This window comes from Flavicella sediminum (assembly GCF_006381105.1).
Classification (GTDB): Bacteria; Bacteroidota; Bacteroidia; order Flavobacteriales; family Flavobacteriaceae; genus Flavicella; species Flavicella sediminum.
This window is the reverse complement of the sequence record NZ_VDET01000002.1, coordinates 1,227,686-1,242,775: the sequence shown is the minus strand read 5'-3', so window position 1 is coordinate 1,242,775 and position 15,090 is coordinate 1,227,686. Positions and strand designations below refer to the sequence as shown.

15 protein-coding genes are annotated in these 15,090 nt (G+C 33.7%); 8 read left to right on the top strand and 7 right to left on the bottom strand.

Going from position 1 to position 15,090, the window contains the following annotated elements:
* Positions 1–13: 13 nt before the first annotated feature.
* On the top strand, positions 14–754 hold the full coding sequence (locus FGM02_RS05440; protein WP_139957295.1) for a phosphatase PAP2 family protein: 741 nt from the start codon (positions 14–16) through the stop codon (positions 752–754).
* 11 nt (positions 755–765) lie between these two features.
* Here FGM02_RS05440 and FGM02_RS05435 read toward each other — a convergent pair whose 3' ends face one another.
* Together FGM02_RS05435 and FGM02_RS05430 are read right to left on the bottom strand one after the other, a co-directional pair.
* Positions 766–1,980 carry an aminotransferase class V-fold PLP-dependent enzyme gene (locus FGM02_RS05435; protein WP_139957294.1) on the bottom strand — a complete coding sequence of 405 codons (1,215 nt, stop codon included), beginning with the start codon at positions 1,978–1,980 and terminating at the stop codon, positions 766–768.
* A 93-nt stretch (positions 1,981–2,073) separates the two neighbouring features.
* A complete protein-coding gene (locus tag FGM02_RS05430) occupies positions 2,074–2,748 on the bottom strand; it encodes a Rossmann-fold NAD(P)-binding domain-containing protein (RefSeq protein ID WP_208021475.1) in 675 nt (224 codons plus the stop codon).
* Positions 2,749–2,957: 209 nt separating this feature from the next.
* Here FGM02_RS05430 and FGM02_RS05425 point away from each other — a divergent pair, with 209 nt between their 5' ends.
* Positions 2,958–3,302, top strand: coding sequence for a DUF6686 family protein (locus tag FGM02_RS05425; protein WP_139957293.1), 345 nt, complete (start codon positions 2,958–2,960; stop codon positions 3,300–3,302).
* 100 nt (positions 3,303–3,402) lie between these two features.
* Here FGM02_RS05425 and metG read toward each other — a convergent pair whose 3' ends face one another.
* Positions 3,403–5,460 carry a methionine--tRNA ligase gene (metG, locus tag FGM02_RS05420; RefSeq protein ID WP_139957292.1) on the bottom strand — a complete coding sequence of 686 codons (2,058 nt, stop codon included), beginning with the start codon at positions 5,458–5,460 and terminating at the stop codon, positions 3,403–3,405.
* 139 nt (positions 5,461–5,599) lie between these two features.
* Positions 5,600–6,898, bottom strand: a complete 1,299-nt coding sequence (locus FGM02_RS05415) for an ammonium transporter (protein ID WP_139957291.1) — start codon at positions 6,896–6,898, stop codon at positions 5,600–5,602.
* 314 nt (positions 6,899–7,212) lie between these two features.
* Between FGM02_RS05415 and FGM02_RS05410 the strand changes: the two genes are divergently transcribed.
* The 4 genes from FGM02_RS05410 (at position 7,213) to FGM02_RS05395 (ending at position 10,906) form a co-directional block, all read left to right on the top strand.
* Entirely contained in the window at positions 7,213–8,124 is a 912-nt protein-coding gene (locus FGM02_RS05410) for a S66 peptidase family protein (RefSeq protein WP_139957290.1), read from the top strand.
* Between the two features lie 114 nt (positions 8,125–8,238).
* A complete protein-coding gene (locus tag FGM02_RS05405; RefSeq protein WP_139957289.1) occupies positions 8,239–9,375 on the top strand; it encodes an MFS transporter in 1,137 nt (378 codons plus the stop codon).
* 26 nt (positions 9,376–9,401) lie between these two features.
* On the top strand, positions 9,402–9,761 hold the full coding sequence (locus tag FGM02_RS05400) for a YraN family protein (protein WP_139957288.1): 360 nt from the start codon (positions 9,402–9,404) through the stop codon (positions 9,759–9,761).
* A 29-nt stretch (positions 9,762–9,790) separates the two neighbouring features.
* Positions 9,791–10,906, top strand: coding sequence for a TlpA family protein disulfide reductase (locus FGM02_RS05395; RefSeq protein WP_139957287.1), 1,116 nt, complete (start codon positions 9,791–9,793; stop codon positions 10,904–10,906).
* Here the strand turns inward: FGM02_RS05395 and FGM02_RS05390 are convergent.
* Together FGM02_RS05390 and FGM02_RS05385 are read right to left on the bottom strand one after the other, a co-directional pair.
* The gene (locus FGM02_RS05390) at positions 10,903–12,243 is read right to left on the bottom strand and encodes a TlpA disulfide reductase family protein (RefSeq protein WP_139957286.1); all 1,341 of its coding nucleotides are present in this window, start codon (positions 12,241–12,243) and stop codon (positions 10,903–10,905) included. The two genes, FGM02_RS05395 and FGM02_RS05390, sit on opposite strands and share 4 nt — an antisense overlap.
* Before the next feature lie 33 nt (positions 12,244–12,276).
* A complete protein-coding gene (locus tag FGM02_RS05385; protein WP_139957285.1) occupies positions 12,277–12,630 on the bottom strand; it encodes a hypothetical protein in 354 nt (117 codons plus the stop codon).
* Positions 12,631–12,806: 176 nt separating this feature from the next.
* Between FGM02_RS05385 and FGM02_RS05380 the strand changes: the two genes are divergently transcribed.
* A complete protein-coding gene (locus FGM02_RS05380; protein ID WP_139957284.1) occupies positions 12,807–13,325 on the top strand; it encodes a CvpA family protein in 519 nt (172 codons plus the stop codon).
* Entirely contained in the window at positions 13,315–14,115 is an 801-nt protein-coding gene (locus tag FGM02_RS05375) for a Rossmann-fold NAD(P)-binding domain-containing protein (RefSeq protein ID WP_139957283.1), read from the top strand. The genes FGM02_RS05380 and FGM02_RS05375 overlap by 11 nt, the downstream gene beginning before the upstream one ends.
* Here FGM02_RS05375 and FGM02_RS05370 read toward each other — a convergent pair.
* Positions 14,112–15,044, bottom strand: coding sequence for a TIGR01777 family oxidoreductase (locus FGM02_RS05370; RefSeq protein ID WP_139957282.1), 933 nt, complete (start codon positions 15,042–15,044; stop codon positions 14,112–14,114). The two genes, FGM02_RS05375 and FGM02_RS05370, sit on opposite strands and share 4 nt — an antisense overlap.
* Positions 15,045–15,090 lie beyond the last annotated feature (46 nt).

The following is a 15,090-nucleotide window of genomic DNA, read 5'->3' as shown; positions in this document are numbered from 1 at the left end:
TATCAAAAAACTTATGCCATTAAAACTTTTACCAACACTTGCTTTAATTTTTTGCAGTATTACTTTTAATGCACAACACATTTCAACAGATACAATTGGTCCTAAAAAAACGAACTTTCAAAAGATAAAACCCTATATAATTCCAATAAGCCTAGTTGCTTATGGTTTGGCCAGCCTAAACAGTTCTGGTTTAAAAAATTTCGACAAAACAATAAACAGTAAACTTAAAAGTTCTAAAAAAAATAGCTTAGATGATTTTACAATGCTTGCTCCTACTTTAGCCGTTTATGGACTAAACCTTCTTGAAAAAAAAGGAAAACACAATTTTAAAGAAAGGACTTTACTGATTGGGACCGCTTCGGTATTTATGTTAACAACTGTAACGGGATTGAAAGCAATTACCCAAAGAACTAGACCAAACCTTGAAAACAACGAATCATTTCCCTCTGGGCATACGGCTGTGGCGTTTATGGGTGCTGAATTTTTACACCAAGAATACAAGCACAAGTCGGCTTGGTACGGAATTGCTGGATATACTATTGCAGCAGGAACTGGTTATTTAAGAATGCACAATAACAAGCACTGGTTTTCTGATGTAGTTACAGGTGCAGGAATTGGAATTATTTGTACCAAATTGGCCTACCAAATCAACCCATACCTTCAAAAGAAATTTTTTAAAAATAAAGAAACCGCTTTTATCAGTCCTTTTTACAATGGAGAACAACTAGGGCTAAGCTTGATAAAATCTTTTTAAATTCTTAAAACCTAAGAGAGCATCATTTGCGCTCTTTTTACGCCAGCTACTAGTACATCAATTTCTTCTTTGGTATTGTAAAAAGCAAAAGAAGCTCTTACCGTTCCTGGAATTTTATAAAAATCCATAATTGGTTGTGCACAATGGTGTCCTGTTCTAACCGCTACCCCTAATTTATCTAATATACTTCCTACATCAAAAGGATGAATGCCTTCTAAATTAAAAGAAATAACAGCTGCTTTTTTTTCTGCAGTTCCATATATTTTCAATCCTTCTATTTCTAACAATTTTTCGGTACCATATACTAATAACTCATCTTCATAAGCTGCTATATTTTCAAAACCTACTGAATTCATATAATCAATGGCAACACCAAAAGCGATTCCTCCAGCAATATTTGGAGTACCTGCTTCAAATTTATGAGGCAGTCCTGCATAGGTTGTTTTTTCAAAAGTAACTGTTTCAATCATTTCTCCACCACCTTGATAGGGAGGTAATTTATTCAACCATTCTTCTTTTCCATATAGAATTCCAACACCTGTTGGACCACATAATTTATGAGCAGAAGCGACATAGAAATCGACATCCAACTCTTGAACGTCTGGTTTTATATGCGGACATGCCTGAGCTCCATCTATTAAAACAGCGGCACCAACGGCATGTGCTTTGTCAATAATTTCTTTTATTGGATTGATGGTTCCCAATGCATTTGAAATATGATTGCTAAAAACAAGTTTTGTTTTCTCCGATAATAATTCCTCATAAACATCCATTTTTAATTCTCCAGATGTACTCATTGGAATGACCTTTAAAATAGCGCCAGTACGCTCACAAAGCATTTGCCAAGGAACAATATTAGAATGATGCTCTAGTGCCGAAACAATAATCTCATCTCCTTTTTTTAACAAAGAAGTAAAACCTGTGGCCACAATATTGATACTATGTGTTGTACCTGCAGTTAGGATTATTTCATAGGATTTTTTTGCATTGAAGTGCTTTTGCAATTTTATTCGAGCCTCCTCATACGCATCAGTTGCAACCTGACTTAAGGTATGTACTCCTCGATGAATATTGGCATTTATTTTTGAGTAATAATCAACAATAGCATCGATAACAACTTGTGGTTTTTGGCTTGTAGCTGCATTGTCAAAATACACCAACGGTTTACCGTTTACCTGTTCTTTTAAAATTGGAAATTCTGCTCTTATTTTTTGAATATCGATCATGGCACTTCAAATTAGGCTACAAAAATACTATATGTATTATTACTGACCTATTTTTTGTTTGTTAGTACCAAGTTAATTTTTCACAAGAAAAAACTAAGACTGTAATTTGTGGAAATCATCCCAAGTTAAAAATGTTGTTCCAGAAGAATTCTTTATTGTATGCACTGCCATGGCTCTTCCCAATTTTTCTACGGCAATACCTCTGTATTTTTTAAGTTTACCAAAGAATAGTTTACTTATAACAGGCCAAACGGCTAAAGTCAAGGCTTGTGAAAAGCCATACCGATTGGTAGGTGTTATGATCATGGAAGGTTGAAAAACACTTAAGCTTTCAAAATTAAGAGCCTTTAACTCCTCAACCAACTCACCTTTTATTCTTAAATAAAAGGAAGAAGATTTTGCGCTGATTCCCACAGAAGCCAGCAACTCAAAATGTTTTACACCTGCTTGTTTGCAAGCTTTGGCAAAATCTAACACGGCAAGCTTGTCTATTTTTATAAAATCTTCTTTGCTAACCTTAGAAGGCTCACCAACTCCTAAGGTACAAATAGCCGTATCATGATGCACCAAAAGATCTTTATATGTTTCTGGCTCAAAAACAGCTATTGAAAACTGAGAAAAATGTTCAGCTTTTACCGACGAAACCTTACTTCTTCCTAAGGAAGTAATTTTTCCTACTTCTGGCATTTTGAGTAAAGCTTTTAACACCTCTCCTCCCACAGCACCTGTGGATCCTAGGATTACTACTGAAATTTTATGTTGATCCATTCTAATATTTTATAAAGAAGACTCCTTTTTTTGAAATCTCAATGTAAGGATTCTTACGGTTTTTAAATTCTTATTTCTACATCTATTTAGAAAATTAAAAAGACTTAGCCTCGAGCAAACCAAAAACTGCTTTGAAAAAACTTCAAAACATTTATTATTTTTAATAAGTCTAAATAAGTATAATTTATATATTTGTTGAAAAAAGACAGATGAATCATCCTTTAAAGATCCTAAGCAAAACAGCAAACGGAGTTATATCCAAAAACACCAATACAAACATGTTTCAAATTGTATTTAACAATTTGCAATTTACCTTCACCTTAACTGGCTACGACATGTTTACCAATTACATAGTCCAGTTAAATAAAGAATTTGAACTTCATCAAAAAGACAGTCATTGTACCTGTTCAGAAATTGTAATTCCAACGGCCAATGAAACATTGCAACTATTATTAAAAGCTCATGAATTAAGAGAGCTGTGTGACCTATTAAGCATTCGAAATTTGGACAGAGATATTCGCAGTCAGCTAAATTTTACATTCTCCTTGAACTAAAAACATTCTTTTCAAAAATAATTATTTTTAATTTCATTGCATAAAAAAACCTAACAGGTCTTAAAGACTTGTTAGGTTTTATAATTTGTAATAAAAAGGATTAACTCACTTGTGAACCATTGGCAACGTTTTCAGTTGAAGGTTGTACAAAGGCCAATTTTCCATCTTTCGTATCGGTCATTAATATCATTCCTTGACTTTCAACACCACGTAATTTTCTTGGTGCTAAGTTTACCAAAACCGAAACTTGTTGTCCGATAATATCTTCTGGTTTATAACTTTCAGCAATTCCAGAAACTATGGTTCTTACATCAATTCCTGTATCTACTTTTAAAACCAATAATTTTTTAGTTTTTGGCATTTTTTCAGCTTCAACAATAGTTCCCACACGGATATCCATCTTTGAAAAATCTTCAAAAGTAGCGGTTTCTTTCTGAGGTTCTACTACTTTGCTATCTGCTTCATTGGCTAATTTTGTTGCTTCTAATTTATCTAACTGTACTTGTACCTCAGCATCTTCAATTTTTGCAAACAACAATTCTGCTTTTCCTATTTGATGACCTTCTGCCAACAAAGTAGTTTCAGTTGCTACTTTATCCCAACTTAATGAAGCTGATGTTTGTAACATATTCTTTAATTTTTTTGAAGTAAATGGTAAAAATGGTTCAGACAAAACAGACAAACCACTAGCTATTTGCAAGGCCACATACATAATTGTTTGTACACGCACTGGATTTGTTTTTATCTGTTTCCATGGCTCTTCATCTGCCAAGTATTTATTTCCTAATCGAGCAAAATTCATTAACTCACTCAAAGCTTCTCTAAAACGGTATCGTTCTATCGATCTAGAAATAATTTGAGGATACGCTCTTAACTGCTCTATAGTCTCTTCATCTACATCTGTAAATTCTTCAGGACTTGGAACAATTCCTCCGTAATACTTATTGGTCAACACCACCACTCTATTGATAAAGTTTCCAAAAATGGCTACTAACTCATTGTTATTTCTCGCTTGAAAATCTTTCCAAGTAAAGTCATTGTCTTTAGTTTCCGGAGCACTTGCTGTTAACGCATAACGTAAAACATCTTGTTTATCAGGAAATTCTTCTAAATATTCATGCAACCAAACTGCCCAGTTTTTAGAAGTCGATAATTTATTTCCTTCTAAATTTAAAAATTCATTGGCAGGAACATTATCTGGTAAAATATATTCCCCTTGTGCTTTTAACATGGCAGGGAAAATAATACAGTGAAAAACGATATTGTCTTTCCCTATAAAATGTACCAATTTGGTGTCTTTATCTTTCCAATAAGGTTCCCAATCTTTTCCTTCTCTAGCTGCCCACTCTTTAGTAGATGAAATATAACCGATAGGTGCATCAAACCAAACATATAAAACTTTTCCTTCTCCTCCTTCTGCAGGTACAGGAATTCCCCAGTCCAAATCACGAGTTACCGCTCTTGGGCGTAAACCGTCATCAATCCAAGATTTTACTTGTCCGTAAACATTCGATTTCCAATCTGACTTATGGCCTTCTAAAATCCATTCTTTTAAAAAGGCTTCATGCTTATCTAAAGGTAAAAACCAGTGTTTTGTTTCCTTCAATGAAGGTACATTTCCTGTAATTGCCGATTTAGGATTGATTAAATCTGTGGCGTTATGAGAAGTTCCGCATTTTTCACATTGATCTCCATAACTTTCCTCGTTTCCACATTTAGGACAAGTTCCTACCACAAAACGATCAGCTAAAAATTGATTTGCTTCTGCGTCGTATAATTGCTGGTCTACTTTTTCTATAAATTCACCTTTGGCATCTAATTCTTTAAAAAATTCAGAAGCCGTTTCATGATGAATCGGAGCCGATGTACGAGAATAGTTATCGAAAGTGATTCCGAAATCTGAAAACGATTTTTTTATAATTGCATGGTACTTATCCACAACATCTTGCGGAGTTACTCCTTCTTTCTTTGCGGTAATGGTAATGGGCACACCATGCTCATCAGATCCACATACAAAGGCAACATCTGTTCCTTTTCCTCTTAAATAACGTGCGTATATATCAGCAGGTACATATACCCCGGCTAAATGACCAATATGCACGGGTCCATTTGTATAAGGTAATGCTGCTGTAATTGTAACTCTTTTCGGATTGTTCATGTAAAAAAATTAAGAGCGGCAAAGTTAATCATAAATCTTGATTTTATTGCATCACACTTTAGTTAAGAAAATAGAACTTAACAAACAAAAAACCCCTTCTAATTTAGAAAGGGTTTGTCTGTATTATTTATTTACTATTCTACAAATCGTCAATATTGTGTTTGTCAATATTTATTTGCGATTCACCATGGTAACTGATGTCCATTCCTTCCAATTCGTGTTTTTTATGAATACGAGCACCTCCTGTTATTTTAGAAGCAATCACAAAAACTACATAGGTTCCAATAGCAGAATAGACAATGGTTGCACCCACCGCATTTAATTGTTTTAATACTTGCCAAGGGTTTCCATCAATCCATCCAGCACCATCAGGGTTGATAGAACTTGTAGCGAATACACCTGTTAAAATTGCACCTGCAATTCCAACCAATCCGTGCATTCCAAAAGCATCTAAAGTATCATCATGACCGGTAAAAGATTTGAATTTTACAACTCCCCAATAACCAACCAAACTTCCTATTGCTCCTATAGCCAAAGCTCCACTTACATCTACATAACCTGCCGCTGGTGTAATGGCTACCAAACCAGAAACAGCTCCTGAAGCCACTCCAATTAAGGTTGGTTTTTTTACTATTTTCCATTCAATTATTAACCAAACCAAACCACCAATACATGCGGCAACGTTTGTTGTTAAAATGGCACTTGCTGCAATTCCATTGGCTGCATAAGCTGAACCTCCATTAAATCCATGCCATCCAAACCAAAGTAAAGCGGCTCCTAAAATCATTAATTTTATAGAAGAAGGTTTTCTTTCTTCATCTAAATGCAAACGTTTTCCTAATAATAAAGAAAGCACCAAACCGGCAACCCCCGCATTCACGTGAATTACAGTTCCACCAGCAAAATCTAAATCGCCATGTAAAAATCCTTCTGAACCCCAAACCCAGTGACAAACAGGTGCATATACTACCAATACCCAAAAGAATGAGAAAATAATCCAAGTTGAAAATTTTATTCGCTCAATAATAGCCCCTGAAACAATAGCTATTGCAATGGCAGCAAAGGTTCCTTGAAACATTACATCCAATAATTTCGGAATTCCTGCTCCATTTGTATCTGTAGGTGAAATTCCGTTTAAAAGAAAATAATCAAAACCTCCTATAAAGGCATTTCCTTCTGCAAAAGCCAAACTATAACCTAAAATTACCCAAGCCAAAATTCCTGTGCAAAAGGAAACAAAGGACATTCCTATGGTATTTAAAACCGATTTATTTTGTGTCAAACCAGAATAAAACAAAGCCAGTCCTGCTGGTGTCATCATCATTACCAAGGCAGTAGACATTAACATCCAAGCGGTATCTCCTGAATTGATCTCGTTTCCTGCATATGTTGAAAATCCGGTTAACAAAGCGATACTGAGTGTAACTATTTTTTTCATGAAAAAATTATTTGTACTTAAAAATCTACGATTACTACTTAATTTCAAAAGGCCAAAACTACGTAATTTTAACGAAAAAACAAGGAGATCTTAAAATTTAAGCATAAAAAAACATGTATTATATCATCTTTTTTTAAGTATCCACTTTTACAAAAAGGCATCGCTATTGCCCTTTAAAGCCCATTTAGAAAACGAAATAACTAGTTTTTAAAAATTATTTAATTGTATTTTTGTTCGAATCTAAAATCAAAAATTTGAGAGCTTTTTTTCTTTTAATTTCTTTTTGTCAACTTGCATTTGCACAAACCAACACTATGATGACACCTGCTTATTTAAAACCTGGAGATACCATTGCGATTGTTGCCCCGGCTGGAATAATTAAAAATAAAGCGAGTATTCATGAGGCAGCGGCCTTGGCAAAAAGTTGGGGTTTAGAAGTCGTTCTTGGAAAACATATTTTTGATGCCTACCATCATTTTTCTGCAACAGACGATCATCGTTTGCTAGATTTTCAAACAGCATTAGACCAACCCAACATAAAAGCTATTTGGTGTGCTAGAGGAGGATATGGTACGGTTCGTATTATTGACGACATTGATTTTTCTTCCTTCAAAAAAACGCCTAAATGGATTATTGGTTATTCTGATATTACCGTACTACACAATGCTGTTCATAATTTAGGAGTAGAAACTTTACACGCCATGATGCCCGTGAATATGGAATTTTCTGAAAGTAGCAGAAGGCAAAGTGTGGCCACCTTTAAAAAAGCACTTTTTGGAGAAAAACTGAATTATGAAATTCCGAGTTCTTCCTATAACAAAACAGGGAATTGTAAAGGTGTTTTAGTAGGTGGAAATTTAACCTTGCTAGAAAACCTATTGGGAAGTAGCTCTAGTATTTCAACAGCTGGTAAAATTTTATTTTTTGAAGAAATTGGAGAATACAAATACCATATAGACCGACTCATAAGGGCTTTGGATAGAAACGGTTATTTTACCAACTGCAAAGGCTTACTAATTGGTGGCATGAGTCATATTAAAAAAAACAACCCTCCGTTTGGTCAAAATATTGAAGAACTAATTTTGGCCATCACTGAAACATATAATTTCCCTATCGCTTTTGATTTTCCGGCTGGGCATGACCCTGAAAACAATGCCTTAATTTTTGGAAGAACTGTAGAAATGGAAATTAGCAGCACATCCACAAAAATTAATTTTACCAAATAACAATCATCTGTTTTTTTACAACGGTGTTTTTATCTTTTCTTCAGTTAGAAAAGTTCTGATCCATAAATAAACTTAAAAGGCCAAAAATTAAAAATTGTATCAGATATTTGCAGCATGGAATTAAAAGTGAAACAACGGATTGCCATCGGCATTTACTTCTTTTTTTCTGGGGTTTGCTTTTCAACTTGGGCATCAAGAATACCAAATGTTAAGGACTTTTTTCAGTTTAATGAAGCTGAGCTTGGAAATTTATTAATGGTGATGCCTATTGCTTCCGTTTTTGGTTTGCCATTTTCAGGCTGGCTCGTTTCTCGTTTTAACAGCAGACCCCCTTTATTGATTTCCTTTTTTATATATGCTATTTCCTTACTAGGTATCGGTTTTTCAGAAAACCTTTGGAGTTTGGTACTTTCATTGGCTGGTTTTTCTTTTTCATTAAGAATCATAAATATTGCCATGAACACCCAAGCAGTAACACTTCAAAAAGAATTTACAAAAAAAATAAACGGGGCATTTCATGGTTTTTGGAGTTTGGGAGGTATTGTGGGCTTATTGGTAGCTACGCTACTTATCAAGTTAGAAATTAGCATTCAAATACACGTGGTTTTTGTAACCATCGTAACACTTATAGGAACAACAACTACCTATCATTTATTGCTTAAAAATGACAAACCTAAAGAGGGAAACAAATTAATTATAGGAAAACCAGATCCTTTTATTTTGTACCTGGGCTTAATTGTATTTTTTGCGGCCGTTTGCGAAGGAGGTATTTATGATTGGAATGCTGTTTATTTTAAAGAAGTAATTAACGTAGAAATTTTTACCATTGGTTATTTGTGTTTTATGGTATGTATGACCATTTCTCGCTTTTTTTCTGATTTGGTTATTGATCGTATAGGAATTGAAAAAACCTTTATTGTAAGTGCTTTCCTAATTGTAACAGGAATTGGAACCGCCATAGTATTTCCTAAATTTTGGCCTGCACTCATTGGGTTTTGTATTACTGGTTTTGGAATTGCCACTATTTTTCCAATGGCCTTTTCACTGTCATCTGCTTCTAAAAAATATTCTGTGGGTATGGTTATTTCTCTTATTTCTACCTATAGTATTGTGGGTATGTTGGTGGGCCCTCCCTTAATTGGTTACTTGGCTTATCTATTTCATTTAAGAACTGCATTTATTACGTTTATTTTTTGTGGATTGATGTTTATTCCGATCTCTAAACTATTTTTTAAGCTTCAAAAAAATTAAGCAGGTTTTCGTATCTTGAAAAGAAAATGGCTATACATAACGAACTTGGAAAAGAGGGCGAAAAAATCGCTGTTGATTATCTAGTAAAAAAAGGCTACAAAATTTTAGAAAAAAACTGGCGCTACCAAAAGGCAGAAGTGGATATTATTGCTGCCTTTGAAAATACGCTAGCTATTGTAGAAGTCAAAACCCGAACCAATAGTTATTTTGGAAACCCACAAGATTTTATCAACCCAAAAAAAATAAAATTATTGGTTAGTGCTGCCAATGAATATGTCATTTCTAAAAATTTAGATGTAGACGTTCGTTTTGATATTGTGGCAATTATTACTAATAAAAAGGTCACAGAAATAGAACATCTAGAAAATGCCTTTTTGTATTTTTAAAAAACCGCTACCTTCACCCCAAAAAAACTATGTCACTTAATTCTCTTTACAAAGGTTTTACTTTTATTTTACTTCTTAGCCTACAAAACCTACAAGCCCAGTGGAAAACTGCCGCTGCAGAAAAATTAAACATCGATGTGATTATTAATTACGATGTTATTTATGAAAAAGAACTAAGTCAAAAACAAAAAGCATCTTCTTCCTATATCAAGGAAATTGTAGTGGCTTTTAATAAGAATGTTTTAAAAGAGACTCGTTTTGGCAATTCATTTACTACCCAACGTTTTACTATTTTAGATTATAATGAAGAAATATTTTATAGCTGTACCTCAACGGGTTCTTCCAAAATAGCCGTTTCAAACAAATTCAAAAATCCTTTTAAGGAAGCAGAATTACAAGTAGGCAAATCGAAAATAATTTTAGGACTGCCTTGTGAAGAATATATTGCCATTGTAAAAGGAGTGCCTGAAAAAATTTATTCAACAAAAAAAGTAGGCCTTCGTTTTGTAAAACATTTAAATATTCCGGGCTTTTTAATGCAATATAGCGCCTATGACAAATACTTAGGAAAGTATCAGGTAGTGGCTAAAAAAATAAATTATTCCAAACTACCCGCCTCCTATTATTCTTTAAACGGTTATCAGCAAATTACCGAAAAGGAATACCTTGAAAGCAGAAAACCAAGCAGTGAAAAATACAAACCACTCTATGATAAGATGATTGGAAGTACGGCCCCTAAATATCGTTTTAGAACCTTGTCTGGAGAAAAAATTACGAGTAAAAGTACGCTTGGAAAAATAGTGGTATTAAATTTTTGGTTTACAACTTGTCCACCGTGTAGATCGGAAATACCTCATTTAAATACCATAAAAGAAGAATTTAAAGACGACCCAAATGTGGTTTTTATTGGCGTTGCTTTAGATGATAAAAGTCGACTAAATAGCTTTTTAAAAAAAACGAAATTTGATTACGGAATTGTATCTGACGGACGATTCGAAGCAAAATTATTTGATGTTCCTGCCTACCCAACCAATATTATTATTGACCAAGCAGGTAAGATTCAATTTTACAAAACAGGTGGCTTAACAGGAAGTTCTGTGAAATCACTGTCTTATAAAATTGATGATTTATTAGAACTGAATTAATTCAAGTTTTTTAAAACCTTTGCCAAATCTCTGAAATTATCAGGTTTGGCAATTATTTTTTTGTCTTTATCAAGTACAAAATAAGAAGGTGTTCCTGTTACTCCGTAAGATCTAGCCGTTTCATTTTCCCATTTGTTTAAACCCAACACATGGTGCCAACCTTTAAAATCTTTAACCAAACTTTTCCAAGTTTTCGATTTCTCTTCCAAACCAACTGCAATGACAGCTATGTCTTTAAAATCTTTCATATAGGTATACATTTCAGGGAGTTGCTTTTTACAGTGTGAGCAACCTGTACTCCAAAATACCACCACATAATTTTTTGAAGAATTTAATTCAGATAATTTGAATTCTTTTTTATCTTCTTCCCAAGTAATTTCCGGAGCCTTATTTCCTATACTAACCGCAATTCTTGCCAAAGTTTCCGCTTTGTAATCTTGCTTTTGCAATTCTTTTGGTAATAGGTCATAATAATTTTCAAATAGAAAACGTACCTCAGCAGTTTCCTCAAACTTGACAAATTCTTCAATTAAAATTTGAATTAAATCTCTTTTTAGTTCTTGTTTTTTAGGAATCAACAAAATATTTTCCACCGCCTCACGGTACAATCTACTTTGCACTTTTGGATCTTTTGAATAATTGATATGAAACACATAATCCATCACTCTGTCCACTAAAAAGGAAGATTCTTGCAAGGCGGTATTTTCAAAATCTATGTGTTGGAAAAAATTTTCTTTGATGTTTTTCAAATAGGTTTGTGGCGACTTACTTATAGTTTCTGAATTGTAACGTTGTGAAGCTTTGATAAAATCGTGGGCCAACATTCCTTCCGATAAAGATTCGTGCTGTGCTTGTGTTTGTTTTAAAATTACCAAACCTTCAACATACAATTCTTCTGAAGCTTCATTAGGCCCTCTAAAATAAGCCACCTGTAAAGAATCAATGTATTGTTGAACACCATAAATATTTTGCAAATAATTTTGATAGGTCTTGTTCTCTCTTGACGTTTCAAAAACACTTGTTCCTTCAGCGTAAGCAGGATCAAATGAAAATTTTACATTTTCTTTATTGAATAAAAAATCGACAAAACCTTCCCCTTTTAAACGATACACCACTCGGTACATTCCTTTTTTAGAATCTTCAGGGATTTCAAACTTAAAGCTACCGTCTTTTATTTTTGTGTTTTTTAAATAATGTTGTCTACCATCTTTCATTTGGTACAACATAGCCCAAGTTAATTCGTCATTTTTTGGTTGCAATGTGCCTTCAATGCTAAACTGTGCTTGTGAAAAAAAGCTCATCAACAAGGCGAAAAGGAAACTATATTTTGTCTTCATAATTAGTTACTAGTCGATTACTATTTGCAATTTTTATTCTGCTTCTTCAGATGAAAAATATTTAACGATGGCTTCCTTCATAAGTATGGTTTGTTCGCCAGGTTTTAGTGTTGGCAACTCGTCCAAAACTTTGTAATGTGGCCAACCGTCAGCATCAATAAAATCGAATTCATAATAGCCATAAGGCTCTAACAAGCGACAAATAGCAATATGCATTAAATTTACTTTTTCATCTTTTTTAAATGTCTGAACTCCTTTTCCTAATTCCTGTACCCCTATTAAATAAACAATAGAATCTAGGTTTAGGGTATCACCATCCGCAAACCTGTCCGATAAAAATTTTACGACATTTTCCCACTCTTCCTTTAATTTTATATCTCTAGACATTCTTTTATTTTTTGAAAGCACAAATATACATTTTTGCTAGGAGCCGAATTGCATTCTGCAAAGGCTTATGAGTATTTTAACGAAAACCGAACAAAAGGAACTTTGCTTGCCTAAATTCTAGCTTTAAAATTATTACATTAATTGTATCTTTGAAAATTCAATCCTAAAATTTTTCTATGAATACTTTTGATGTTATTCTCGCTTCCATTTTATTGTTTGGATTTATTCGAGGAATTTTTAAAGGCCTTTTTGTTGAAGTCGCCTCTTTAATAGGATTGATTGGTGGAGTTTATGGCGCCATACATTTTTCGCATATTGTAGCGGCCTACTTGCAAAAATATGTTGAATGGGATGAAAAATTTATTTCTTTAAGTGCTTTTGCATTGACCTTTGTTCTTATTGTCGTTGTGGTTTCTTTAGCAGGAAAAATATTAACCAAAATTGCCGATTTTGCCGCTCTGGGTATTGTTAATAAATTATTGGGTGGTGTGTTTGGTTTGTTAAAAATCACCTTAATTTTAAGTGTTATTTTAACGTTTTTTATGTCTATTAACAACGCCATTCCTTTTGTTAGTAAAGAACAAATGAAAACTTCGGTTTTGATACAACCCGTCAAAGAAATTGCCCCAAAATTATTTCCTTCTATCATTAATTCTGATGGTAGTAAATTTAAAAATCCACTAGATGAAATGTAGTATTTTAGGCTGTGGTTGGCTAGGTTTGCCTTTGGCGAAATTTTTAAAGGAACAAAATATAGACGTATCAGGAAGTACCACTTCAGCAGAGAAAATTTCAGAACTGAAAAACATCGGAGTTACGCCTTTTCTGCTCAAAATTGAAAACAATACAATTTTTGGAGCTATAGAAGAATTTTTACAGAGTGAAATTCTTTTTATCAATATTCCCTTTGGACAGCAAAAAGAAAATTTTGAAGCTTATAAAAAATTGGCGCTGCTAATCGAAGCTTCTTCTATTCAGAAAGTAATTTTTATCAGTTCAACGTCTGTGTATTCCGATAGCAATGCTGTTGTAACAGAAGACGAAAATTTTGAGGTAAATCCGCCTAAGCAAATACTAGTAGATTTAGAACATTTATTTTTAAAAAATCCTCATTTTAAAACAACGGTCCTACGTTTTTCTGGCTTGATAGGAGGTTCTAGAAATCCGGCTAATTTTTTTAAAGAAGGAAGATTGGTTAAAAACGGTGCGGCTCCCATCAATTTAATACATTTAGACGATTGTATTCAAATCGTCTATAAATTGCTGCAAAGTGATGTTTGGAATACGGTATTAAATGCTTCGGCAGATACGCACCCTACACGCAAAGAATTTTATACTGCTGCTACCCTTCATGCAGGAAAAATACCCGCTACTTTTTTAGAAGAAACAACGAGTTTTAAAATCATTTCCAATGAAAAGCTCAAACGGGTTTTAAATTATGAATTTATTCATGGAGATTTGCTAAAAATGATTCCGCAGTTTTAATCTTTGAATTCTAGCTTAGGAGCTAATAAATTTTTTAAAGCCTTTTCAATGGTTGGGTATTTAAAAACAAAACCGGCCTTTGTTATTTTTTCAGAAGAGACACGGCTTCCTTTTAAAAGGATTACAGACAGTTCGCCAAAAATAAGTTGAAACACAAAAGAAGGTATTTTCGGCATAAAAAAAGGTTTCTTTAATTCCTCGGCAATCAGCTTGCTTAAAGTATAATTGGTCAACTCCTCTCCTACTACAGCGTTGTAAACACCACATAATTTTGGTTTGTTAATGGCTAGTAAATACATATTGCACAAATCTTCAATATGAATCCAGGGCATGTATTGCTTACCTGTTCCAATGGCTGAACCGATTCCTAAATTAATGGGTAACAGCATTTTTTGCAAAGCAGATCCTTTTTTTCCAAAAACCACACCTACTCTAAACTTTACTGTTCTAATGGCTAATTTTTCAATTTTATCGACAGAACTTTCCCACTGTTTGCAAACGTCTGCCAAAAAATCATTTCCAGGAGCATCCTCTTCGTTATATATTTTTTCAGAAGTTGTAGTACCGTAAAACCCAATGGCCGAAGCCGAAATAAATGTTTCTACCTCTTGTTTGTTTTCTGCTAGAAGTTGTTCTAATAATTGGGTCGATTTAGTTCTACTGGTCAATATTTGCTTCTTCCTTTTGCTTGTCCAGCGCGAACTGGCCACATTTTCTCCGGCTAAATGAATAATACAACTGACCCCATTTAGACAAGCTTTATCAATAAAACCCGAAGAGACATCCCATTTAAAATAAGAAATATTTTCTGTGTTTTTTTTAGGCCTCCGGCTTAAAATAGCCACTTCATATCCTTGTGACAACAGGAGCTTACACAAATTTTTTCCGACAAATCCGGTTCCTCCAGTAATTAAAATTTTAGTCTTCATAAGGTTAATTCTGCTAGAAAAATATTCTAAACGAATGTTAATCTAA